Source organism: Tenacibaculum sp. nBUS_03, assembly GCF_051201695.1.
Lineage (GTDB): Bacteria > Bacteroidota > Bacteroidia > Flavobacteriales > Flavobacteriaceae > Polaribacter.
In genome coordinates this window covers 1510038-1530498 of record NZ_CP179214.1, presented here as the reverse complement: position 1 = coordinate 1530498, position 20461 = coordinate 1510038, and the positions used below count along the sequence as shown (strand labels likewise).

Below are 20461 nucleotides of genomic sequence, written 5' to 3'. Positions count from 1 at the left end.
TTTTTTATTGAATTCATATTATGAAAGAAATAAAAATTATAAAAAACAGATCAGATATTGGTGCAGGCACAAGAGGTTCTGATATGGGGATTGATGCAATTGAAATTGCAGCAATAAACAAGGGAAGTAATTATTTTGAGCAATTTGAATTTGAAGATGTAATTACTAAAAATGAGTCTGTTTATAATAAAGAGAATAATTCATTTGCTAAAAGAATAGAATCTGTTTTTGATCAATGTAAAAGATTATCTAATCATGTGAAAGTAAATTTGCAAGAAGATAAGTTTCCAATAGTTCTTTCTGGAGATCATTCATCAGCATTAGGAACTATTAGTGGTGTTAAAGCGGCGAATTCAACAAAAAGAGTAGGAGTAGTTTGGATTGATGCTCATGGTGATTTACATTCACCATACACTTCTCCTTCGGGAAATATTCATGGTATGCCTTTGGCAGCAGCAATTGGAGATGATAATGTAGATTGCCAAGTTAATGATATTGATAGAGAAACTAGTGAGTTATGGGATAGAATGAAAAATATTGGTATACCTGGCCAAAAAGTACAACCAGAAGATGTTATTTTCTTCGGGGTCAGAGATACTGAAGAGCCTGAGGACAAGCAGATGGAAAGGCACGGAATAAAAAATTATAAAGTAGCTGAAGTTAGGTATCGTGGACTTGAAGTTTGTGTGAATGAAGCGCTTGAAAAGTTAAGTAATTGCGAGGTAATTTATATTTCTTTTGATGTTGATGCTATGGATTGTGATATGGTTTCTTATGGTACGGGGACTCCAGTTCCAAAAGGGTTTGATCAATATGAAATAATAGATATTATAAATCAATTGCTGGAAAGTAAAAAAGTAGCTTGTCTTGAATTTGTAGAGGTGAATCCTTTATTAGATTTTAAAGGCAATAAAATGGCTGAAACTGCTTTTGATGTTTTAGAAAAAGTAACAGAAACCATCAGAAAAATATAACTTATTTATATACAACTTTAATAAAACTAGCCTTATAGGCTAGTTTTTTGTTTTTAATAAAGTTATGAAAGAGTATTGCTAGTTTAAATAAACTAGTATATTTGTGATTGTAAACTTTAGGAGTAGCTAGGAAACTAGTTTGAGAAATATCCTTGGAACCTGATATGGTTAATACCAACGTAGGAAAAAGTTATTATTTTATTTTAGCACTTAGCTTATCACGCTGTGCTAAAACTTCTTCTTTAGTTTACTTAAACGTGTTAATATGATAAACATAAAAGTAAACGGTACACAACAACAGTTTTCAGAGAAACCAACAATACAAAAATTAGTTTTCAAACTTAAAATTGATACTAACGGTATAGCTATTGCTATCAATGATAGCGTGATTAAAAGAGAGAAATGGGAAACCAAAGAGCTTAAAAGTAACGATAAAGTTTTAATAATAAAATCTACTCAAGGAGGATAAAATTCTCAAAAACTAACTAACAATATTCTATAATTTACTTTAAACAATTATGAAAAAAAAAGATACTGCTCCAAGCAACGGAATAACAAGAAATCCATTTCCAAATTCAAAAAAGATTTATATAAAAGGAGAAATGTACCCTGATCTTAAGGTAGCAATGAGAGAAATAGAATTAAGTGATACAGTTGATTCTATGACAAAAAAAAGAAAACCTAATGAACCAGTAACTGTATATGATACCTCGGGTCCATATACTGATCCTAATAAAGAAATTAATATTCATAATGGTATTGAACGTATTCGCGAACCATGGATTTTAAATAGAGGAGATGTAGATGAATTAGATTCATTTTCGTCAAAATATTGTAATGAACGTTTAAACAATAAGAGTTTAGATCATTTACGGTTTAATCTAAAACACAAGCCAAAGCGAGCTAAAAAAGGAAAAAATGTAACACAGCTACATTATGCAAAAAAAGGAATTATTACTCCTGAGATGGAGTACATAGCAATTCGAGAAAACCAACGAATTGATGATGTAATTCGTTTATCCAAGCAACATCCTGGTCAAGATTTTGGTGCAAGTATTCCTGAAAAAATAACCCCTGAATTTGTTAGGGAAGAAGTAGCCAGAGGACGCGCAGTAATACCCTCAAACATAAATCATCCAGAAGCTGAACCTATGATTTTAGGGCGTAATTTTTTAGTGAAAATTAATGCAAACATTGGTAATTCTGCTACTACATCTTCAATTGAAGAAGAAGTAGAAAAAGCAGTTTGGGCTTGTCGTTGGGGGGCTGATAATATCATGGATTTATCTACAGGTAAAAACATTCACGAAACTCGTGAATGGATTATCCGTAATTCACCAGTTCCAGTTGGTACAGTACCGATTTATCAAGCCTTAGAAAAAGTAAAAGGAATTGCAGAAGATTTAACTTGGGAGATTTTTAGAGATACTTTAATAGAACAAGCAGAGCAAGGGGTAGATTATTTTACGATACATGCTGGTGTACGTTTACGTTACGTACCTATGACAGCAAAGCGTATAACTGGTATAGTATCTCGTGGTGGCTCTATTATGGCCAAATGGTGTTTAGCACATCACAAGGAAAGCTTTTTATATACACATTTTGAAGAAATTTGTGAAATAATGAAAGCTTATGATGTTGCTTTTTCACTAGGAGATGGTTTACGCCCAGGGTCTATTGCTGATGCTAATGATGAGGCACAATTTGCCGAATTAGAAACTTTAGGGGAGTTAACTAAAATAGCAAGAAAGCATGATGTACAATGCTTTATTGAGGGGCCTGGGCATGTGCCAATGCATATGATAAAAGCAAATATGGATAAGCAATTAGAGGCTTGTGATGAAGCACCTTTTTACACATTAGGTCCCTTAACAACAGATATAGCCCCTGGTTATGATCATATAACTTCAGGTATTGGAGCAGCAATGATTGGTTGGTTTGGATGTGCTATGTTGTGTTATGTGACTCCAAAAGAACATTTAGGGTTGCCTAATAAAGAAGATGTTCGTACTGGAGTAGTAACCTATAAGTTAGCTGCACATGCAGCTGATTTAGCTAAAGGACATCCAGGAGCACAGCATAGAGATGACGCTTTAAGTAAGGCGCGTTTTGAATTCAGATGGGAAGATCAGTTTAACTTAGGATTAGACCCTGAGTTAGCTCGTGAATACCATGATGAAACCTTACCTGCAGAAGGAGCAAAAATAGCGCATTTCTGTTCTATGTGTGGACCCAAATTTTGTTCTATGAAAATATCGCAAGAGGTTCGTGATTTTGCAGCAGTTAATAGAGTAGAAGGAGATGAAGTATTTGCAAAAGGAATGGAAGAGAAGTCTAAAGAATTTAAGGAGAAAGGCTCGGAGGTCTACTTGTAATCTATTGTTAATTATAAGTTGTAAATTAATATATAGTTAGATATTTGTAATTCATAATCCTTAATTTATAATTTTATAATCATGCTTGTTTTAATAGCTCCAGAAGAAGATATAGAAAATGAAATCAAAATCTTACATCAACTTTTTGAGGAAGGGTTAGAGTATTACCATTTTAGAAAGCCAAATAAGAGTTATCGAGATCATGTTTTATATTTAAATCAGATTGATAAAAAATATCATGCTAAAATAGTAGTTCATTATTTTCATGAATTGATTAATGAGTTTAACTTAAAAGGGATTCATTTTCAAGAACAAAAAAGACGAGATGCGTTAGAAAACGGAAGTCAATATTTTATAGGTTTAAATATGAAGGGAAAAACAATGAGTAGTTCTTTTCATGACCCTAATGAATTAAATAGTTGTGATATAGAATTTGATTATCATTTATTAAGTCCTATTTTTTCATCTATTTCGAAACAAGGATATAATGGAAAAGGATTTGATGTAAATGATATTGATAAAGTAATTGTAGGTATGGGAGGAATAACTAATGATACTATTAAAAAAACGATTCAATTAGGTTTTAAGGGAATTGGTGTTTTAGGAGGTGTTTGGAAATCTTCTAGACCAGTTGAAAATTTTAAATTGATAAAACAAAATTACGATAGATTGGTGTACAGAAGCTAAAAGTTATTTTAATTTTTAGTGTAAACAATAATAGTAAGTTAGCATGAAAGCATCTAAAACATTCATTTTAACCATAGCAGGTATTGATCCGTCAAGTGGAGCAGGCATCACATCAGACATTAAAACTTTTGAAGCTCATGGATTGTATGGATTATCTGTTTGTACTGGAGTAACTGTTCAAAATGATATTGACTTTAAAGAGTGTATTTGGATTGAAAAAGAAATAATTCTGAAGCAAATAAGAACACTTTTTGAAAGGTTTTCAATATCAGTAGTTAAAATAGGTATTATTCAGTCTTGGGAAGTTTTATTAGAGGTGGTTCAGGTACTAAAAAAATTAAATCCATCAATACAAATAGTGTTAGACCCTATTTTAAAAGCAAGTGCAGGTTTTGATTTTCATTCAAAACAGGACTTGAAAGTATTTGAGAAAGTTTTAAATCATTGTTATTTTTTAACACCAAATTATAATGAAATACAAGAACTATTTCCTGGTAAAACAGTTGAAGAAACGATTGAGTTCATTTCAGAAAGGACAAATATTTATTTAAAAGGAGGCCATAGAGAAGAAAAAAAAGGTTGGGATGAAGTGTATTATAGTAAAATAGTAAAAATGAACATCGCACCAATAGTTACTTCTGTTTATCAAAAACATGGGAGCGGTTGTGTGTTGTCATCAGCATTAGCATCAAATTTAATAAAAGATATTTCTTTAGAAGATGCGTGTAAAAATGTTAAAATGTATATTGAAGAGTTTTTAAATTCAAATGAATCTTTGTTAGGAGAGCATAATTATAAATAAAATGATAAGTAAATTACACTATATAACTCAGGGAAAAACTGCTGAAGAACATTTAGAAAATATTCAAAGAGCATGTTCATCTGGTGCAGAATGGATTCAACTGCGTTTAAAAAACGTTGATCCGAAAACAATTTTAAAAACAGCTAAAAAGGCAAGAGAGATTACTGCCCATTATCAAACAAGATTAATTATAAACGATTATTATAAGGTAGCAAAAGAAGTAAATGCTGATGGAGTTCATTTAGGGAAAAAAGATGCATGTCCATTAAAAGTACGTGATTATTTAGGGAAGTTTTACACTATTGGAGGCACTGCAAACACTTTAGAAGATTGTAAAGTGTTGTTAACAAAAAAAGTAGATTATATTGGCTTGGGGCCTTTTCAATTTACTAAAACTAAAAAGAATTTAAGCCCTGTAATAGGAGAAGCTGGATATAAAGTATTGATAGAAGAATTAAATTCGCAAACTCCTGTAATAGCGATTGGAGGGATTACCTTAGATTCTGTTAAAAGTATAATGAAAACAGGTGTTTATGGAGTAGCTGTTTCTGGGACAATAACTAACGATTTTACAAGTATTCCAGTTTTTCATCAATTATTAAAGGCTCCAAGTACTAATGAACAAGTTTATAAATTAGATGATAATAAATAGATATAATGAATACTAAACTAACAATAGCAGATAAAGTTTTTTCGTCCAGATTATTTACAGGAACAGGAAAGTTTAGTTCATCTCAATTAATGAAAGACTCTATAGTCGCTTCGGAAAGTGAGTTAGTAACTGTTGCTTTAAAAAGAGTAGATGTTCAAAATGAAGACGATGATATATTATCACATTTGAATCATTCAAGAATTAATTTATTGCCTAATACTTCTGGAGTTAGAACTGCAAAAGAGGCAGTTTTTGCAGCTGAATTATCAAGAGAAGCGTTGGCAACAAATTGGGTTAAATTAGAAATTCATCCAGACCCCAAATATTTATTACCTGACCCTATTGAAACATTAAAAGCTGCTGAAGAGTTAGTAAAATTAGGTTTTGTAGTTATGCCTTATATTCATGCTGATCCAGTTTTATGTAAACGTTTAGAAGAGGTAGGAACACAATGTGTAATGCCGCTAGGAGCGCCAATTGGTAGTAATAAAGGATTAAAAACCCTAGAGTTTTTAGAAATAATAATAGAGCAATCTAATGTTCCTGTTATTGTTGATGCTGGTATAGGATCGCCATCGCATGCTGCATATGCAATGGAAATTGGAGCTGATGCGGTATTAGTGAATACTGCAATTGCAGTTTCTAAAAACCCAGTAGCAATGGCAAAGGCTTTTAAAATGGCAGTTGAATCTGGAAGAATGGCTTATGAAGCAAAATTAGCACCTGTTAGAGATAAAGCTGAAGCTAGTAGTCCATTAACAAGTTTCTTAAGTTAATAAAATTAGGCTTTCTTTTTTAGTTACCTAAAAAGTAAGTATAAAAATGTAGAATGAATTTTATGAAAACCGAACAACATAAAAGTTTCATAAATACTTTTAATAAATATCATTGGAATATAGAATTGCAAAGTATTTTCAATAAAACTACATCTGATGTTAAACAAGCTTTAATAAGAAATAAAAGGAGTTTAGAAGATTTTAAAGCTTTAATTTCACCTGCAGCAAAGCCGTTTTTAGAAGAAATGGCTCAAATGAGTAGTGAGTTAACTAAAAAGCGTTTTGGAAATACCATACAAATGTACGCTCCAATGTATTTAAGTAATGAGTGTCAAAATATATGTACTTATTGTGGATTTAGTTTAACGAATAAAATACCTAGACGAACTTTAACAGATACAGAAATATTAAAAGAGGTTGCTTTTCTAAAAAACAAAGGATATGACCATATTTTATTAGTAACTGGTGAGGCAAATAAAACGGTTGGTGTAACTTATATTAATAATGCAATCAAACTAATCCGTTCTCAGTTTTCAAATATAACCATAGAAGTTCAACCACTTGATCAAAAGGAGTATGAACTACTTATTGAAAATGGTTTATATGCGGTTTTAGTATATCAAGAGACGTATCATAAAGAGGAGTATAAAAAACATCATCCTAAAGGAAAGAAATCTAACTTTAAGTATCGTTTAGAAACTCCTGATAGGTTAGGGAAAGCAGGAGTTCATAAAATAGGGTTAGGTGCTTTATTTGGTTTGGAAGATTGGCGTGCAGATAGTTTTTTTACAGCGTTACATTTAAAATATTTACAAAAAACTTATTGGAAAACAAAATATTCTATTTCATTTCCACGATTGCGTCCACACTCAGGAGGTTTAGAACCAAAAGTTGAAATGACTGATTCAGATTTGGTACAGTTAATCTGTGCTTTTCGTCTGTTTGACGAGGATGTTGAATTATCAATGTCTACTAGAGAAAGTGAAGTTTTTAGAAATAATATTGTTAATTTAGGAGCAACTTCTATTAGTGCAGAATCAAAAACAAACCCCGGAGGATATTCAGTAGAACCACAATCGTTAGAGCAATTTGAAATATCTGATGAACGTAGTACTGAAGAGATTGTAACTATGCTAAAAGAAAAAAAACTAGAAGTAGTTTGGAAAGATTGGGAAGTATTTAGTTAACTAAATAGGATTAAAGTTTCTTTGAGATATTTATTATTAAAGAAAAAGAAAATTAATAAAATGAGTTTAACTCCAGAAGAAAAAAAACAATATAACCGTCATCTTATTTTAGATAAAATAGGAGAAAAGGGGCAGTTGAAGTTAAAAAAGTCAAAAGTTTTAGTTATTGGAGCTGGAGGGTTAGGGTGTCCTGTTTTACAGTATTTAACTGCTGCAGGAGTAGGTACTATTGGAATTATAGATGATGATGAAGTAGATCAAAGTAATTTACAACGTCAAATTCTATACACAATAGATGATATTGGTTTGTCAAAAGCTGAAACGGCATCAAAACGATTGTCTAAATTAAATCCATTTGTGAATTTTATAGTATATAAAGAAAAGTTAACTCGCGAAAATGCAATTTTATTATTTGAAAGCTATGATGTTATTGTAGACGGAAGTGATAACTTTTCTACAAGATATTTAACGAATGATGCATCAATACTAACTAATAAGCCTTTAGTGTATGGTGCTATTTTTAAGTTTGAAGGTCAAGTGAGTGTTTTTAATTACAAAAAGAGTGCAACTTATAGGTGTTTATATCCTTCACCTCCAAAACCAGATGAATCTCCTAATTGTTCGGAAATAGGGGTTTTAGGAGTGCTACCTGGAATTATAGGGAGCCTACAAGCAAATGAAGCAATCAAAATAATTTGTGAAATTGGAGAGGTATTGGCTAATAAATTATTGATGTATGACACATTAAGTATGCGTCAGATGGTATTAAAATTTGAAAGAACCGAAAAAGCTGAGGTTACCGAATTAGAAGAAGACTATGATTTTTTCTGTGGAATAAAATCAATGAATAATGAAATTTCGTTGGATGAATTACAAAAGAATTTAGAGATATATAATTTATTAGATGTTCGAGAAAACTGGGAACGTGAAGAATACCATATAGGAGGACAGCACATTCCATTAAGAGAAATTTCACAACGATACTTAGAACTAGATGCTTCAAAACCAATAGTGGTTTACTGTAAATCAGGTATGCGAAGCAAAAAAGCGATTAATGTTTTAGAAGAACAATTAAAGGATGTTATTTTTATGAATTTAAAGGGAGGAGTATTTTAATAGTTTATTGATTTATAATACTCTTTTTCTTTTTCAGTAGGAACATATTTTTTAAATTCCGGCTTTCTATATATGAATGCATTATAAATAGAGTCGTTTTGTTGTATTAAACTCCTCATAGTAGCTAAATCTCTACATGCCTTATAATCTCCTTTATTATTTACTAAAATTCTAAAAGGAATTCCTGTAATGTTAAGAGAAGTTTTATCTTCCCCTCTATTTTTTGATATAATTTGTAATCCTTGTGGAGTATTTTTAATTAGATAATTTATCCACCTCTTATTATTTCTATCTAAAGAAACATCTATAAAAAGTATGTCTTTGGAGTTTTTAAACTCTTTTTTTATTTTTTCAAGTTGTGGTTTTTCCAATAAACATGAACTACACCAAGTAGCCCAAAATGTAATAATTGTTTTTTTAGTTAAGGTTTTGGGTAAACTAATTTTCTTATTCTCTTTATCATATAAATTTAATGGAGGTAAAGTTTTAGTTCTTTCAATAGAGCCCCAAATTAATTTTGCATTAAAATAATCTCCTTGATATATATAGAAATATTCCTTTTTTATAATTAAAGGCTGAGAAAATAGATAACCAATTAAAATTGTAAAGGTAAAAAATAATGTAATGAACTTATAAGTCCTTTTTAATTCTTTTCTAGCTAAGAATAAACCAAATAATGAAAAGAGAATAATTATAAGGTAAAAAGGGAAATATAACTTATCCAAACGATAAAATGGGTAAAATTGTATAGCTAGTAGAGGAATATATTTGAGAGATATTTTTCTTGTTACTAATCCGCTTACAAAAAAACCAATAAAACAAAACAGAATAGAAATCCATTTTAAATTATATATATCATGTATTTTAATTACATCTCTAAAAATAAATTGAATAAAATACAAAGTCAATCCAAAAGCCAAAATACCCAACAGAATTGTTAATAATGATAAAACAATTTTTTTCATAACATGCAATTTATTTGATTATAAAGTGTAAGTAAATTTATCAAAAAAAATTAACTACTAGGATTAAATATATCTAATTATAAAATATCAGTGTTAGTATATTTTAATGCTTTTTAATTATTCCAAAAAGTATCATGAGAACTTAGTGTTGATGCGTTTATTTGTATTTACCTTTGTGTCTAAAATCAATAAAGGGTACTAGATGTTAGATTATGTAGTAATTGGAGGAGCACAAGCAGGATTGTCTATGGCTTACCACTTAAAAAAAATGGACAAAAAGTTTGTAGTTCTTGATGGAGAAAATGAAATAGGTGCTTCATGGTTGAATAGATGGGATTCTTTAAAACTTTTTACTCCCACTGAATACAATCATTTACCTGGATTAAAATTTAATGCTCCAAAAGGGTATTACCCTTCAAAAATTGAGGTTAGCAATTATTTTAAATCCTATGTAAAAAAGTTTAAAATACCTGTACAGTTAAATACTTTAGTAACTTCCGTTAGCAAAGTTAAAGACGGATTTTCTATTAAGTATAAAGATGGAAATATCGAGGCAACAAACGTAGTGGTAGCTACAGGACCTTTTCATATTCCTTACACCCCTCCTTGTCATACTAAAATATCTGATAGTATACTTCAAATGCACAGTAACTATTACAAAAATAAAAATCAGTTACAAAAAGGAGACACATTGGTTGTAGGAGGAGGAGACTCAGGGTACCAAATTTTAAATGAGATTTCAAAAAACTCTTCTAGGACGGTTTATTTTTCGGGAGATACATCTGTAAAATCGTTACCTCAACAGTTTTTAGGTAAAACATTATGGTGGTGGTTTACTTTAATTGGTTTTTTAAGTTACAGTAAGTATAGTTGGATTGGTAAAAAAATTAGTTCTTCTTCACAACCAGTAATTGGAACTGATGTAAAAGAAATACTTTCTAGAAAAAATGTCGTTTGCGTTGGAAGAACAAAAGATGCATTTAATAATGACATTCTTTTTGAAAAGAATAAAATATCTAGTATTAAAAATATTATTTGGGCTACAGGATATCGCCCAAATTTTAAATGGATTGAAGGATTAGAGTTAGATGAAGCAAATTATCCTAAAAATTATAGAGGTGTAAGTAACATAGAGGGCTTATATTTTATCGGGTTGCCTTGGATGTATACTAGGGGGTCAGCAACATTAGGGGGAGTTTCAAAAGATGCTAGCTATTTAGCTGATATAATGCATAAAAAATAAGAAATATTTTTACCTTCGTAGTATGAAGCAAACTACCAATACTATTTTAATGGTTCGCCCTGCTAGTTTTAGGATGAATGAACAAACTGCTGTAAATAATTATTATCAACAAGAATTAGCTGGGATGTTACCTGCAACTATTAATGTTAAAGCACAGCAAGAGTTTGATGTTTTTGTTGGTAAATTAAAGGCACAAGGAATAGATGTCGTTGTAATTGAAGATACTAAAACACCAGATACACCAGATGCTCTATTTCCTAACAATTGGATTTCTTTTCATGAAAATGGTGATGTTGCTGTATATCCAATGTTTGCTGAAAACAGAAGACTTGAAAAAAGAGATGATGTCTTAGAGGTTCTAGAAAATAAAGGATTTATAATAGAAAATGTTATTGATTATTCTGAAGCTGAACAAGAAGGTGTTTTTTTGGAAGGAACTGGAAGTATGATTTTAGATCGTACTAACCGAAAAGCTTATTGCGCTTTATCCCCAAGGGCAGATGAAGAGTTATTCATTGAATTTTGTGAAGACTTTGAATATACACCTGTGGTTTTTGTAGCAAATCAAACAGTAGAAAGTACTAGAGAACCTATTTATCATACTAATGTTATGATGTGTGTTGCTGAAACTTTTGCTATAGTTTGCTTAGACGCAATTGATGATAAAAAAGAAAAAAAAGAGGTGCTAAAGCATTTGAAGCTTGATGGAAAAGAAATAATTGCTATAACTGAAAAACAAGTAACTCAATTTGCTGGGAATATGTTACAGCTTGTAGGGTCTGGTGGCCAACGTTTTTTAATAATGAGCTCTTCCGCATACAGTTCATTAACTTCAAGTCAGGTTGCTATAATTGAAAAGCATTGTAAAATAATACACAGTTCACTTGAAACTATTGAAACCTGTGGTGGTGGAAGTGCTCGTTGTATGATGGCTGAAGTGTTTTTAAAAAAATAAAACTCTTGAGTTACTTTCTATTTATACACCTTCTTATGGTATATAAAATAACTTAAAATGATGAAAAGATTAATTATTCTTTCAGATTTATGGGGGAAAAAGAAGGCTACATGGTTAACAAATTATACAGAACTATTAAAAAATGATTTTGAAATTGTTTTTTATGATAGCTGTGAACTAGCTGAAATTAATACAACGATTTATACAGAAGAAAACCTGCATCAGCAATTTGTAAATGGCGGTATTGAAAAAGCTATTTATAAACTTTTCGAAATTGAAAAACAAAATGATACAATAGTACTTGCGTTTAGTATAGGAGGAACTATAGCTTGGAATTTTGCAATGCAAAGTAATAGAAAATTATTAATGTACTGTATTTCTTCTACTAGATTAAGATATGAGTCTAAAAAACCTTTGGGTAATATTTTCTTATATTTTTCAGAAAATGATAAGTTTGTGCCTAAGGATACTTGGTTTAAAATAATGAATTTACCTATTCTAAAAGTAAAAGGAAATCATGATATATATAGAGATAAAAACTTTGCAACATTTGTTTGTGAAGAGATTATAAAGAACAAGATAAGCTATAGTAAGAAGTAATGTTTTTATTATAAATAAAAGGGTTTCAAATTTAATTGAAACCCTTTTATATTAAATTCAAGTTTTTAAGCAATAGAAGTATTTGATATTTTATAATTCTTATAGTACTGCATTAAAATAAATGAACAAATAACTGATGATGCAATTCCTTCAATAGCTAAGGCAAAAATAATTAAAGATAAATTTAGGTTTTTACCCCAAAATGAAGAATTTCCTAAAACAGTTATTAATTCAGGATCAATAAAACCTACATATACGATTAAACCTAAAATTGTAAGTCCTACTGCTAAAACGGAAGTTCCTATTCCTATTGAAAAGTTTGAGAAATATAACGATTCTTTATTTAGTTTAATATTTGTTTTTATAGCCTTGTTAATTCCCCAAAGCACAAAAACAAAATTTAATAAACGTAATTCAGAAACATTATTTAAACCCAATATTTTCATTAAGAAAAAGAACCCAACAATGCCTCCAAAAATGAGTAAGGCAGAGTTAATGATTATTTTACTTTTTGACATAATTGTATATTTAAAATTACAGAACTCTTAAATATACGAAATAAACTTGGTTAAGCTGTTGTTTTTTAGATGGGTAATTTAAATAAAAAGCTCAATAATTAAATATTAAGCTTTTTATTTTTATAAAATTAAGCAAAAGCTTCTTTTAAAATTGTTATTGGATGTTTAGCAATACGTTTGGTACCGTCGTATATTTGATGTCGACAACTCGTTCCTGCTGCAACAATTTCTGTTTGCTTAGAACAGTTTCTAATTTTAGGAAATAAAGTGTCTTCACCAACTTGCATACTAATTTTATAATGTTCTTTTTCATAACCAAAAGAACCAGCCATACCACAGCATCCAGTATTCATGATGGTAACCTTATAGTTTTTAGGAATATTTATAATACTAAAGGATGCATGGGTGCTAGATAATGCTTTTTGATGGCAGTGGCCGTGAATTTTAATCTCTTTGTGTTTTTTACTAAAAAGGTTCAAATCTAGCTTTCCTTTCTCATTTTCTCTAGCAAGGAATTCCTCTATTGTGAACGTGTTTTTCGCAATTTTTTGAGCACTTTTTTTATCGTCGGCTAATCGAATATATTCATCTCTAAAGGTCAATATCGCAGATGGTTCAATACCAACTAAAGGTGTTTCTTCTGAAATTAAATTTTTAAAAATAGAAATATTTTTATTGGCAATATTTTTAGCTTCTCTTAAAAAACCTTTAGAAATATAACTTCTACCGCTCTCAGCATGTTTAACAATTTTAACGAAATAACCTAATTTTTCTAATACGATAACCGTGTCTTTTCCAATTTCAGTATCATAATAGTTTGTAAATTCATCATTAAACAGGTACACTATCTTTTTTGATATTTTCTCTGTGTGATTTCGTAGCCAGACATCTAAAGATTGTTTTGTTAATTTAGGTACTGATCTTTCAGTGGCTACACCAAGTACTTTTTTAGCAACAATCGTATTTGTGAAAAAATTAGTAATTCTAGGAAGTTTACTTCCGAGTTTATTGAATTTAGCATTATTTGCAAACATTTTATTTCGGAAGGAATAACCGTTGGTTTCTTGATATTGGAACAAAAACTCTGCTTTCATAGAAGCAATATCAACATTACTAGGACATTCTGTAGCACAAGCTTTACAACTTAAACATAAGTCTAAGATGTTTTTTAATTCTTTAGAATCAAACTTGTTTTTTGCTGTATTGTTAGTTAGTACTTCACGAAGAGTATTAGCTCGTGCACGAGTAGTTTCTTTTTCATTTCGTGTAGCTCTATAACTAGGGCATAAAGTTCCTCCAGCTTCTGGGGATTTTCTGCAATCTCCAGAACCGTTACATTTTTCGGCTAATTTTAATATACCTTCACTATCTGAAAAGTCTTGTATTGTTTCAATTTCTGGTTCATTTCTATCAATTTCATAACGTAAACTTTTATCCATAGGAAAAGCATCAGTAATTTTTCCTTTATTGAAAATGTTATTAGGATCAAAAGCTTTCTTGATTCTACGTAATAATTGATAGTTATTCTCACCAATCATTAGCGGGATAAATTCTGCACGAACAATTCCATCTCCATGTTCACCACTAAATGAACCTTGATATTTTTTTACTAATTGGGCAGTTTCAGTAGTTATTTTTCTGAAAAGAGAAACATCTTTCTTCTTTTTTAAATTTAAAATAGGGCGTAGGTGTAATTCACCTGCGCCAGCATGAGCATAATAAACTGCATCTTGCTGGTATTTATCCATGATTTGAGTAAACTCTTCAATATACTCAGGCAAATCATTTAAGGCAACTGCTGTATCTTCAATACAAGCAACAGCCTTCATGTCGCCAACAATATTACCTAATAACCCTAAGCCAGCTTTTCTTAAATGGTGAACCTTAGCAATATCTTTTCCGTAAACTTTAGGGTAATGATACCCAAAGTTATTAGCTTCTAAATCTTTTATAAGTTTGTCAGCTAAATCTTCAGCTTTTTCTAGTGTATTAGCAGATACTTCAAGCATTAACACAGCTTCTGGATCTCCTTTTAAAAAGAAACGATTTTTTACTTGTTCACGGTTATTTTTTGTACAGTCTAAAATTACTTTGTCCATAAGTTCACAAGCATATAAATTATGATTCATAGCTGTAACTGTAGCTTTTAAGCTTTCATTTACACTGGTGAAATGAGGACAAACCATAATGCTTTGATTAGGAGGTAAGTCGTCAAGTTGAATAGTAATTGCTGTAGAAAAAACTAAGGTACCCTCACTTCCAGATAAAAACTTAGCAGGATTTATGGTCGGTTGATCACCACCAAATAAATCTGAAGTTAAAAATTCATCAACAGCATATCCAGTATTTCTTCGATGAATACTTTCTTTAGGAAATTCTGTCTTTATTTCTTTTTGAATGCTTTGTTGTGAAAGTTCCTTAAAAATTGCACTATAAATTTTACCTTCAAGAGAATTACTTGATTTTTTTTGCTGGAATTCAAGAGAGTCAATTTCGGAAAAAATAACATCGCTTCCATCACTTAAAAGCCCTTCAATACTTATTACCTTGTCACGAGTAACACCGTAACGAATTGATGTGCTACCTGATGAATTATTCCCTACCATACCACCAATCATGCAACGATTTGAAGTTGAGGTGTTTGGTCCAAAAAAAAGACCAAAAGGTTTTAAGAAACGATTTAAATCATCACGAATAATACCTGGTTCAACTGTAATAGTTTTTGCTTTTTCATCAAAGGCAAGCATATTGACGAAATATTTAGATACATCAACTACAATTCCATCTCCAACGCATTGTCCTGCTAAAGAAGTTCCTGCAGTACGAGGAATTAAAGTACTATTATTTCTAGTAGCAAAAGAAATTAGTTTTTTTATATCTTCTTTGTTTTTAGGATACGCAACCGCTAGCGGTATTTTACGATATACAGAAGCATCAGTAGCATAAATGTTTTTATGAAGGTTGTCAAAATAAAGTTCTCCTGAAAGATCATTTTTAAGAGATTGTAAAAGTAGTTTATCGATCATTTCGCTTTATAAAAGGTAATAATTTTAAATATAAAAAATATAAGAAGTTTTATTTCCAGTGTTTACATTTACTAGTATGTCCAATACCAGGGTTAAATGCATTTGTTGGATCTAATTTTTGATAAAAATTTTGTAACGTTGGTTTAGCAAAATACTCATGACCTACATTGTGTTCAGCAGGATACTCTGCTCCCCTTGCATCAAATGTTTTTAGTAGTTCTTTTTTTAAGGCTTTCGCATCAACTCCTTTCTTTACAACATAGTTTTGGTGTAAGACATGACAGAATAAATGGCCATAATATAATTTTACTTCAAGTAAATCGTCTATCTCTTGCGGTAATTTTTCAAACCAATCTTTTTCATTTCTAGGGAAAGCAATATCCATAGACATCATGTCACCTACTTCTTTTTGATGAATAGCGTGATATCTACCTATAGCACTTCCAGCTACAAATCGATGAAGTAATGCCTTTTTACCTTCTTTTTTGGTACAGGCAAAATAGCTACCTTCATTACTTTTGAAGAAGTCATTGAAATACGAGTTAGCCTCATCTATCCCCTCATCAGACATTTCGATAACCCAATGATGTTCATACAGATCTCTATATTGTTCCATTCTTTTAGGGAGGTGATTTGGCCAAATTTTACTCATACTTTGCATTAATTTATCCGAAAATTTACTGGGTAGAAATTTAAATTTACTTGCAATCAAATCTACTTTTCGTTTTAACGAAAATAATTTAGGTATGAAGTTTGGTCCCATTTTATCAATGACAACAAATGTATCTTTACTATATTTTTTTGTAGCATCATAACAATCTCTATGAAGATATTCTCCTGAAACAGGTAAGCTTTTAAAGTTGGATAAAATATCTCTTCTTATTTTCCACAATACCTCTGGATTATTAGTCCCTATATAAAAAACCTGGTGTCGTTTAGGAATTGGATACGTATCTAAACGAACTGCAAATACAGCAACTTTACCAGCACATCCCGATGCACCATATAATCTTCTTCCGTCAGCATTAAAACGTGCGGGAGTATTTGCATTGACATCTCTAACTCTTTCATGATACTCATTATCAGATGCTAATTTATTTGGAAACTGTACCTGTTTCTCTGTATAGTTATTGGTTTCAAGATTAGTTAAAATTTCTTCGGGAGTACTTCCCAAATCAATACCCAATTCATTCACTAATAATAACTCGCCTTGTTCGTTAATTTGAGCATACAAAGAAAGTTGGGTGTATGCTGGACCTCTTTTAACTAATGCCCCACCAGAGTTATTACATATACCTCCAACAATAGATGCACCAATACAAGAAGAGCCAATTACGGAATGCGGTTCTCTTCCGTAAGGAGCTAATTTTTTTTCTAAACCAAATAATGTGCTACCAGCCAAACCAACAATTTGTTTTCCTTCGTCAAGAATTTGAATTTCATTAATTCTCATAGTACTAATAACTAATACTGGGCGATCATAGTCATTTCCATTCGGTGTAGAACCTCCTGTTAGCCCTGTATTTGCGGCTTGCATAATAACGATTATGTCTTCTGCAACACAAATCTGTAAAATTTTCCATGTTTCTGATAAGGTAGCTGGTTTAGCAACAGCAAATGCTTCTCCAGAGCCAAATCTAAAACCCTTACAATAGGCCTGTTTACTCGATGTATCTGTTAGTAAATATTTATTACCAACAATAGCTGTTAGTTTATTAATTAGTTCTGTGCTGTTTTCCATATTATCCATAGTATTCTAGGGTGACAAAATAAAATTAGCTAAGTGTAAAAATACTCGTTTTAAGATTTAAAATACAATAAATTCAGTTATTTATAACATTGTAAAAACACTAAGGGTTAACGAAATAATACATGAATTTACTATGTTTGTTCTAAATTTTTAGGTTCTAAATTTGTAGCGAATAGACAAAAAGTTTCATTTGCGAATTATTTAATAGGAATACTCCTTTTGAAACCTGTATCAAAGCAAATAAATGAATCTGTGCCTGCTACTCCATTAATAAGATGAACTTTATCATATAATATTTTTTGAAGATGTTCATTGTCCTTGGCAAAAATTAGAATAAAAATGGCGTAATTACCTGAAACGAAATTACATTCTACAATTTCTTCAATTTTTTCAAGTTCTTTCATTACATCTTTAGCAAATCTAGCTTCTCTAAGTCGAATTCCAGTATAGGATTTCGTTTTGTAGCCTAACTTTCTTTCATCAACGATAAAAGAAGTGTTTTTAATAACACCATCGCTTGTTAATCGTTTCATTCTTTGATGAATTAACGAATTTGAAACTTTGAGTTCCTCCGCTATTTTAGAATAGGGTTTCCTTGCATCTACACGAAGTTTTTGTAGTATTTGTTTGTCTATGTAATCAAATTGATTATCCATAATCTTTAAAATCTAGCTTTAATGTCAAATTAACTTTTATTTGTGTTATTTATGTTATTTTTGATTAAAAATAAATACTTAAGGTGTAAATTTAATTATAATATATTAGTTTTAAAAGAAATACATTTTATTTTTGCGGTAAAATTTATTAAAATATGTCATCAAAAAGCATAGTAGAAGCTGGTAATGCTATTAAAGATTTTGTTTCTCCAGAATATATTCGCAGTCGCTTTTCAAAGATTATGTCTGATATGTATAAGGAGGAGGTTCCTCTTTATGGTGAACTGTTAGATTTGGTTCATGATATTAATGAAAAGGTACTTTCAGAGTCGAAGGAAGACAAGGAGCAATTATCACGAACTGGAGAACTATCTAGATTAAATGTGGAGCGTCATGGTGCAATTCGTTTAGGCAAGCCTGAGGAATTATTTACGATGAGACGTTTATTTAAAGTTATGGGTATGTATCCTGTTGGATATTATGATTTGGCACCAGCTGGTGTTCCTGTACATGCTACAGCATTCAGAGCTATTGATAATACAGCACTTAATCAGGCACCATTTAGAGTTTTTACTTCTTTATTACGTTTAGACTTAATTGATGATAATCAGCTTCGAAGTAATGTTGAATCGATTCTTGAAGACCGTCAGATTTTTACGGACAAAACAATAGAATTTATAGATAAGTATGAAAAAGACGGGGGATTAATTGAAGAAGATGTTGAAACTTTTGTTCGAGAAGCATTGGAATCTTTTAGATGGCATGAAACAGCTACAGTAGATTATAATATGTATCAAATGTTATTAGATCAGCATCGTTTGATTGCTGATGTAGTTGCGTTTAAAGGTCCGCATATTAATCATTTAACCCCGAGAACTTTAGATATAGATAAAGTGCAAAGTAGTATGGAGGCTCGTAATATTCCTCCAAAAGACACTATAGAAGGACCACCAGCAAGAAAATGTCCAATTTTATTACGTCAAACAAGTTTTAAGGCTTTGACCGAGAAAGTATCTTTTAAAAATAGCACAGGAAGTGAAGAGTTGGGGGAACACAAAGCTCGTTTTGGTGAGATTGAACAGCGTGGTGTGGCATTAACACAAAAAGGACAAGATTTATATAATGAGCTATTAAGTAAAACACGTAGAGAAATAGGAGGGTCACCAACCGCTGAAAACTCAACTGAATATAATGAACTATTAAAAGAAAATTTTAAAGTTTTTCCAGATAGTTACATGGAAATGCAATCTCAAGAATTAGCCTATTTTCATTATTTTATTTCGGAAAAAGTAAATAAATTATCACAAAATAGACTATACACAAAAGCAGATATCAATCAGTTATTAGTGGAAGGGTATTTAAGTATAGAACCAATGGTTTATGAAGACTTTCTTCCTGTAAGTGCAGCTGGTATTTTTGCTTCGAATTTGGGTACTGATGATGCTAAACGCAAATATGAAGGAACTTCCAATCAAGCGTTATTTGAAAAAGATCTAGGTGAGCCAGTCTATGGCTTGGTAAAATGGTATGAGGATATGCAGGAGGAAACTATTCAAAAATGCTTGGAACAAATAAATGCTTAATACATTTTAGATGAAGAAAATATAGTATTTTCATTAAAACAACGTTTAACTATATCGTTATTTAAATGTAACGACATGATTAGTAAACAAAAAGCCTAACTAATTAGTTAGGCTTTTTGTTTACTATCTTTTTCTTTTTTCTTCGTTTTTAAATTTACTTACTTTAAACTCTTTGAGCTTATTATTTTCTTTTAAGTATAGTAGTATATTATTTTTAGTAGATAAACTGTTTTGATTGTGAATGTTTTTAAGTGGAATTTCTATCGTATAAATACCTTTTTCTGTTATTGACTTACTGTAGGAAGAAGCATTTTCAGATTTTAACAGATACTTAGTTGTTGTATGGTGTTTATCACCTTGAGATACTTTAATACTGTCAACATTTATTTGAGTATTGTAGTCAACAGAAAATTTTAAAATATAATTAGTGAATGCTTTTTCGGTTGGTCTGCCAGGGAAAACTATTTGTTTTGTAGCTGATAACAATTTCAGTGATTCGTTACAACTAATAAATGTAAATAGCGATAAGAATAATATGCAGATTTTTTTCATAAGAAATTTAATAAAAACATGGAATAAATAATTATTTATTCCAT

19 protein-coding genes and 1 riboswitch are annotated in these 20461 nt (G+C 30.6%); of the genes, 13 read left to right on the top strand and 6 right to left on the bottom strand.

From position 1 onward, the window contains the following. Window positions 1-20: 20 nt before the first annotated feature. The 9 genes from ACMFBB_RS07040 (at window position 21) to moeB (ending at window position 8569) form a co-directional block, all read left to right on the top strand. Window positions 21-974 carry an arginase gene (locus ACMFBB_RS07040; protein ID WP_435263728.1) on the top strand — a complete coding sequence of 318 codons (954 nt, stop codon included), beginning with the start codon at window positions 21-23 and terminating at the stop codon, window positions 972-974. A 108-nt stretch (window positions 975-1082) separates the two neighbouring features. Continuing rightward, window positions 1083-1177: riboswitch (TPP riboswitch) on the top strand. Window positions 1178-1239: 62 nt separating this feature from the next. Further along, window positions 1240-1443, top strand: a complete 204-nt coding sequence (gene thiS, locus ACMFBB_RS07035) for a sulfur carrier protein ThiS (RefSeq protein ID WP_435263727.1) — start codon at window positions 1240-1242, stop codon at window positions 1441-1443. A gap of 49 nt (window positions 1444-1492) precedes the next feature. After that, entirely contained in the window at window positions 1493-3349 is a 1857-nt protein-coding gene (gene thiC, locus ACMFBB_RS07030; protein ID WP_435263726.1) for a phosphomethylpyrimidine synthase ThiC, read from the top strand. Between the two features lie 81 nt (window positions 3350-3430). Further along, the gene (locus tag ACMFBB_RS07025; protein WP_435263725.1) at window positions 3431-4036 is read left to right on the top strand and encodes a thiamine phosphate synthase; all 606 of its coding nucleotides are present in this window, start codon (window positions 3431-3433) and stop codon (window positions 4034-4036) included. Between the two features lie 43 nt (window positions 4037-4079). After that, window positions 4080-4838: a hydroxymethylpyrimidine/phosphomethylpyrimidine kinase gene (locus tag ACMFBB_RS07020; protein WP_435263724.1), complete on the top strand. Its 759-nt coding sequence runs from the start codon at window positions 4080-4082 to the stop codon at window positions 4836-4838. Window position 4839: 1 nt separating this feature from the next. Next, complete coding sequence (thiE, locus tag ACMFBB_RS07015) at window positions 4840-5490, top strand: thiamine phosphate synthase (protein WP_435263723.1); 651 nt, start codon at window positions 4840-4842, stop codon at window positions 5488-5490. Between the two features lie 5 nt (window positions 5491-5495). Next, the gene (locus ACMFBB_RS07010; RefSeq protein WP_435263722.1) at window positions 5496-6266 is read left to right on the top strand and encodes a thiazole synthase; all 771 of its coding nucleotides are present in this window, start codon (window positions 5496-5498) and stop codon (window positions 6264-6266) included. Between the two features lie 62 nt (window positions 6267-6328). After that, complete coding sequence (gene thiH, locus ACMFBB_RS07005) at window positions 6329-7453, top strand: 2-iminoacetate synthase ThiH (RefSeq protein WP_435263721.1); 1125 nt, start codon at window positions 6329-6331, stop codon at window positions 7451-7453. A 60-nt stretch (window positions 7454-7513) separates the two neighbouring features. Then, complete coding sequence (moeB, locus tag ACMFBB_RS07000) at window positions 7514-8569, top strand: molybdopterin-synthase adenylyltransferase MoeB (RefSeq protein WP_435263720.1); 1056 nt, start codon at window positions 7514-7516, stop codon at window positions 8567-8569. Here the strand turns inward: moeB and ACMFBB_RS06995 are convergent. Further along, entirely contained in the window at window positions 8566-9534 is a 969-nt protein-coding gene (locus ACMFBB_RS06995; RefSeq protein ID WP_435263719.1) for a TlpA family protein disulfide reductase, read from the bottom strand. The genes moeB and ACMFBB_RS06995 overlap by 4 nt on opposite strands. 202 nt (window positions 9535-9736) lie before the next feature. Between ACMFBB_RS06995 and ACMFBB_RS06990 the strand changes: the two genes are divergently transcribed. Genes ACMFBB_RS06990 through ACMFBB_RS06980 form a run of 3 tightly spaced genes read left to right on the top strand, consistent with a single transcriptional unit; the run spans window position 9737 to window position 12332 of the window. Beyond that, a complete protein-coding gene (locus ACMFBB_RS06990) occupies window positions 9737-10777 on the top strand; it encodes a flavin-containing monooxygenase (protein ID WP_435263718.1) in 1041 nt (346 codons plus the stop codon). Between the two features lie 22 nt (window positions 10778-10799). Further along, window positions 10800-11732, top strand: coding sequence for a citrulline utilization hydrolase CtlX (ctlX, locus tag ACMFBB_RS06985; protein WP_435263717.1), 933 nt, complete (start codon window positions 10800-10802; stop codon window positions 11730-11732). A gap of 57 nt (window positions 11733-11789) precedes the next feature. Continuing rightward, entirely contained in the window at window positions 11790-12332 is a 543-nt protein-coding gene (locus tag ACMFBB_RS06980; RefSeq protein WP_435263716.1) for an alpha/beta hydrolase, read from the top strand. A 65-nt stretch (window positions 12333-12397) separates the two neighbouring features. On the opposite strand, the gene ACMFBB_RS06975 is transcribed toward ACMFBB_RS06980, so the two are convergent. From ACMFBB_RS06975 to ACMFBB_RS06960, 4 genes are all read right to left on the bottom strand, one after another. Continuing rightward, window positions 12398-12850 (bottom strand): hypothetical protein, encoded by a 453-nt coding sequence (locus ACMFBB_RS06975; protein WP_435263715.1) that lies wholly within the window; start codon window positions 12848-12850, stop codon window positions 12398-12400. A 128-nt stretch (window positions 12851-12978) separates the two neighbouring features. After that, window positions 12979-15876, bottom strand: a complete 2898-nt coding sequence (locus ACMFBB_RS06970; RefSeq protein ID WP_435263714.1) for an FAD-binding and (Fe-S)-binding domain-containing protein — start codon at window positions 15874-15876, stop codon at window positions 12979-12981. 49 nt (window positions 15877-15925) lie between these two features. Continuing rightward, window positions 15926-17617, bottom strand: a complete 1692-nt coding sequence (gene dld, locus ACMFBB_RS06965; protein ID WP_435263713.1) for a D-lactate dehydrogenase — start codon at window positions 17615-17617, stop codon at window positions 15926-15928. Window positions 17618-17823: 206 nt separating this feature from the next. Next, a complete protein-coding gene (locus tag ACMFBB_RS06960; RefSeq protein WP_435263712.1) occupies window positions 17824-18282 on the bottom strand; it encodes an Lrp/AsnC family transcriptional regulator in 459 nt (152 codons plus the stop codon). Window positions 18283-18437: 155 nt separating this feature from the next. On the opposite strand from ACMFBB_RS06960, the gene hglS reads away from it, so the two are divergent. Continuing rightward, complete coding sequence (gene hglS / locus ACMFBB_RS06955) at window positions 18438-19865, top strand: 2-oxoadipate dioxygenase/decarboxylase HglS (RefSeq protein ID WP_435263711.1); 1428 nt, start codon at window positions 18438-18440, stop codon at window positions 19863-19865. A 123-nt stretch (window positions 19866-19988) separates the two neighbouring features. Here hglS and ACMFBB_RS06950 read toward each other — a convergent pair whose 3' ends face one another. Then, window positions 19989-20417, bottom strand: a complete 429-nt coding sequence (locus ACMFBB_RS06950) for a hypothetical protein (RefSeq protein ID WP_435263710.1) — start codon at window positions 20415-20417, stop codon at window positions 19989-19991. Between the last annotated feature and the right edge of the window lie 44 nt (window positions 20418-20461).

Coding starts and splice junctions, on each gene's coding strand:
- thiH (WP_435263721.1), top strand. CDS start 6,329: ATGAAAACCGAACAACATAAAAGTTTCATAAATACTTTTAATAAATAT.
- ACMFBB_RS06970 (WP_435263714.1), bottom strand. CDS start 15,876: ATGATCGATAAACTACTTTTACAATCTCTTAAAAATGATCTTTCAGGA.
- ACMFBB_RS07025 (WP_435263725.1), top strand. CDS start 3,431: ATGCTTGTTTTAATAGCTCCAGAAGAAGATATAGAAAATGAAATCAAA.
- ACMFBB_RS06960 (WP_435263712.1), bottom strand. CDS start 18,282: ATGGATAATCAATTTGATTACATAGACAAACAAATACTACAAAAACTT.
- ACMFBB_RS07020 (WP_435263724.1), top strand. CDS start 4,080: ATGAAAGCATCTAAAACATTCATTTTAACCATAGCAGGTATTGATCCG.
- thiE (WP_435263723.1), top strand. CDS start 4,840: ATGATAAGTAAATTACACTATATAACTCAGGGAAAAACTGCTGAAGAA.
- thiS (WP_435263727.1), top strand. CDS start 1,240: ATGATAAACATAAAAGTAAACGGTACACAACAACAGTTTTCAGAGAAA.
- ACMFBB_RS07010 (WP_435263722.1), top strand. CDS start 5,496: ATGAATACTAAACTAACAATAGCAGATAAAGTTTTTTCGTCCAGATTA.
- ACMFBB_RS06975 (WP_435263715.1), bottom strand. CDS start 12,850: ATGTCAAAAAGTAAAATAATCATTAACTCTGCCTTACTCATTTTTGGA.
- ACMFBB_RS06950 (WP_435263710.1), bottom strand. CDS start 20,417: ATGAAAAAAATCTGCATATTATTCTTATCGCTATTTACATTTATTAGT.
- hglS (WP_435263711.1), top strand. CDS start 18,438: ATGTCATCAAAAAGCATAGTAGAAGCTGGTAATGCTATTAAAGATTTT.
- ACMFBB_RS07040 (WP_435263728.1), top strand. CDS start 21: ATGAAAGAAATAAAAATTATAAAAAACAGATCAGATATTGGTGCAGGC.
- ACMFBB_RS06990 (WP_435263718.1), top strand. CDS start 9,737: ATGTTAGATTATGTAGTAATTGGAGGAGCACAAGCAGGATTGTCTATG.
- ctlX (WP_435263717.1), top strand. CDS start 10,800: ATGAAGCAAACTACCAATACTATTTTAATGGTTCGCCCTGCTAGTTTT.
- dld (WP_435263713.1), bottom strand. CDS start 17,617: ATGGAAAACAGCACAGAACTAATTAATAAACTAACAGCTATTGTTGGT.
- ACMFBB_RS06980 (WP_435263716.1), top strand. CDS start 11,790: ATGATGAAAAGATTAATTATTCTTTCAGATTTATGGGGGAAAAAGAAG.
- thiC (WP_435263726.1), top strand. CDS start 1,493: ATGAAAAAAAAAGATACTGCTCCAAGCAACGGAATAACAAGAAATCCA.
- moeB (WP_435263720.1), top strand. CDS start 7,514: ATGAGTTTAACTCCAGAAGAAAAAAAACAATATAACCGTCATCTTATT.
- ACMFBB_RS06995 (WP_435263719.1), bottom strand. CDS start 9,534: ATGAAAAAAATTGTTTTATCATTATTAACAATTCTGTTGGGTATTTTG.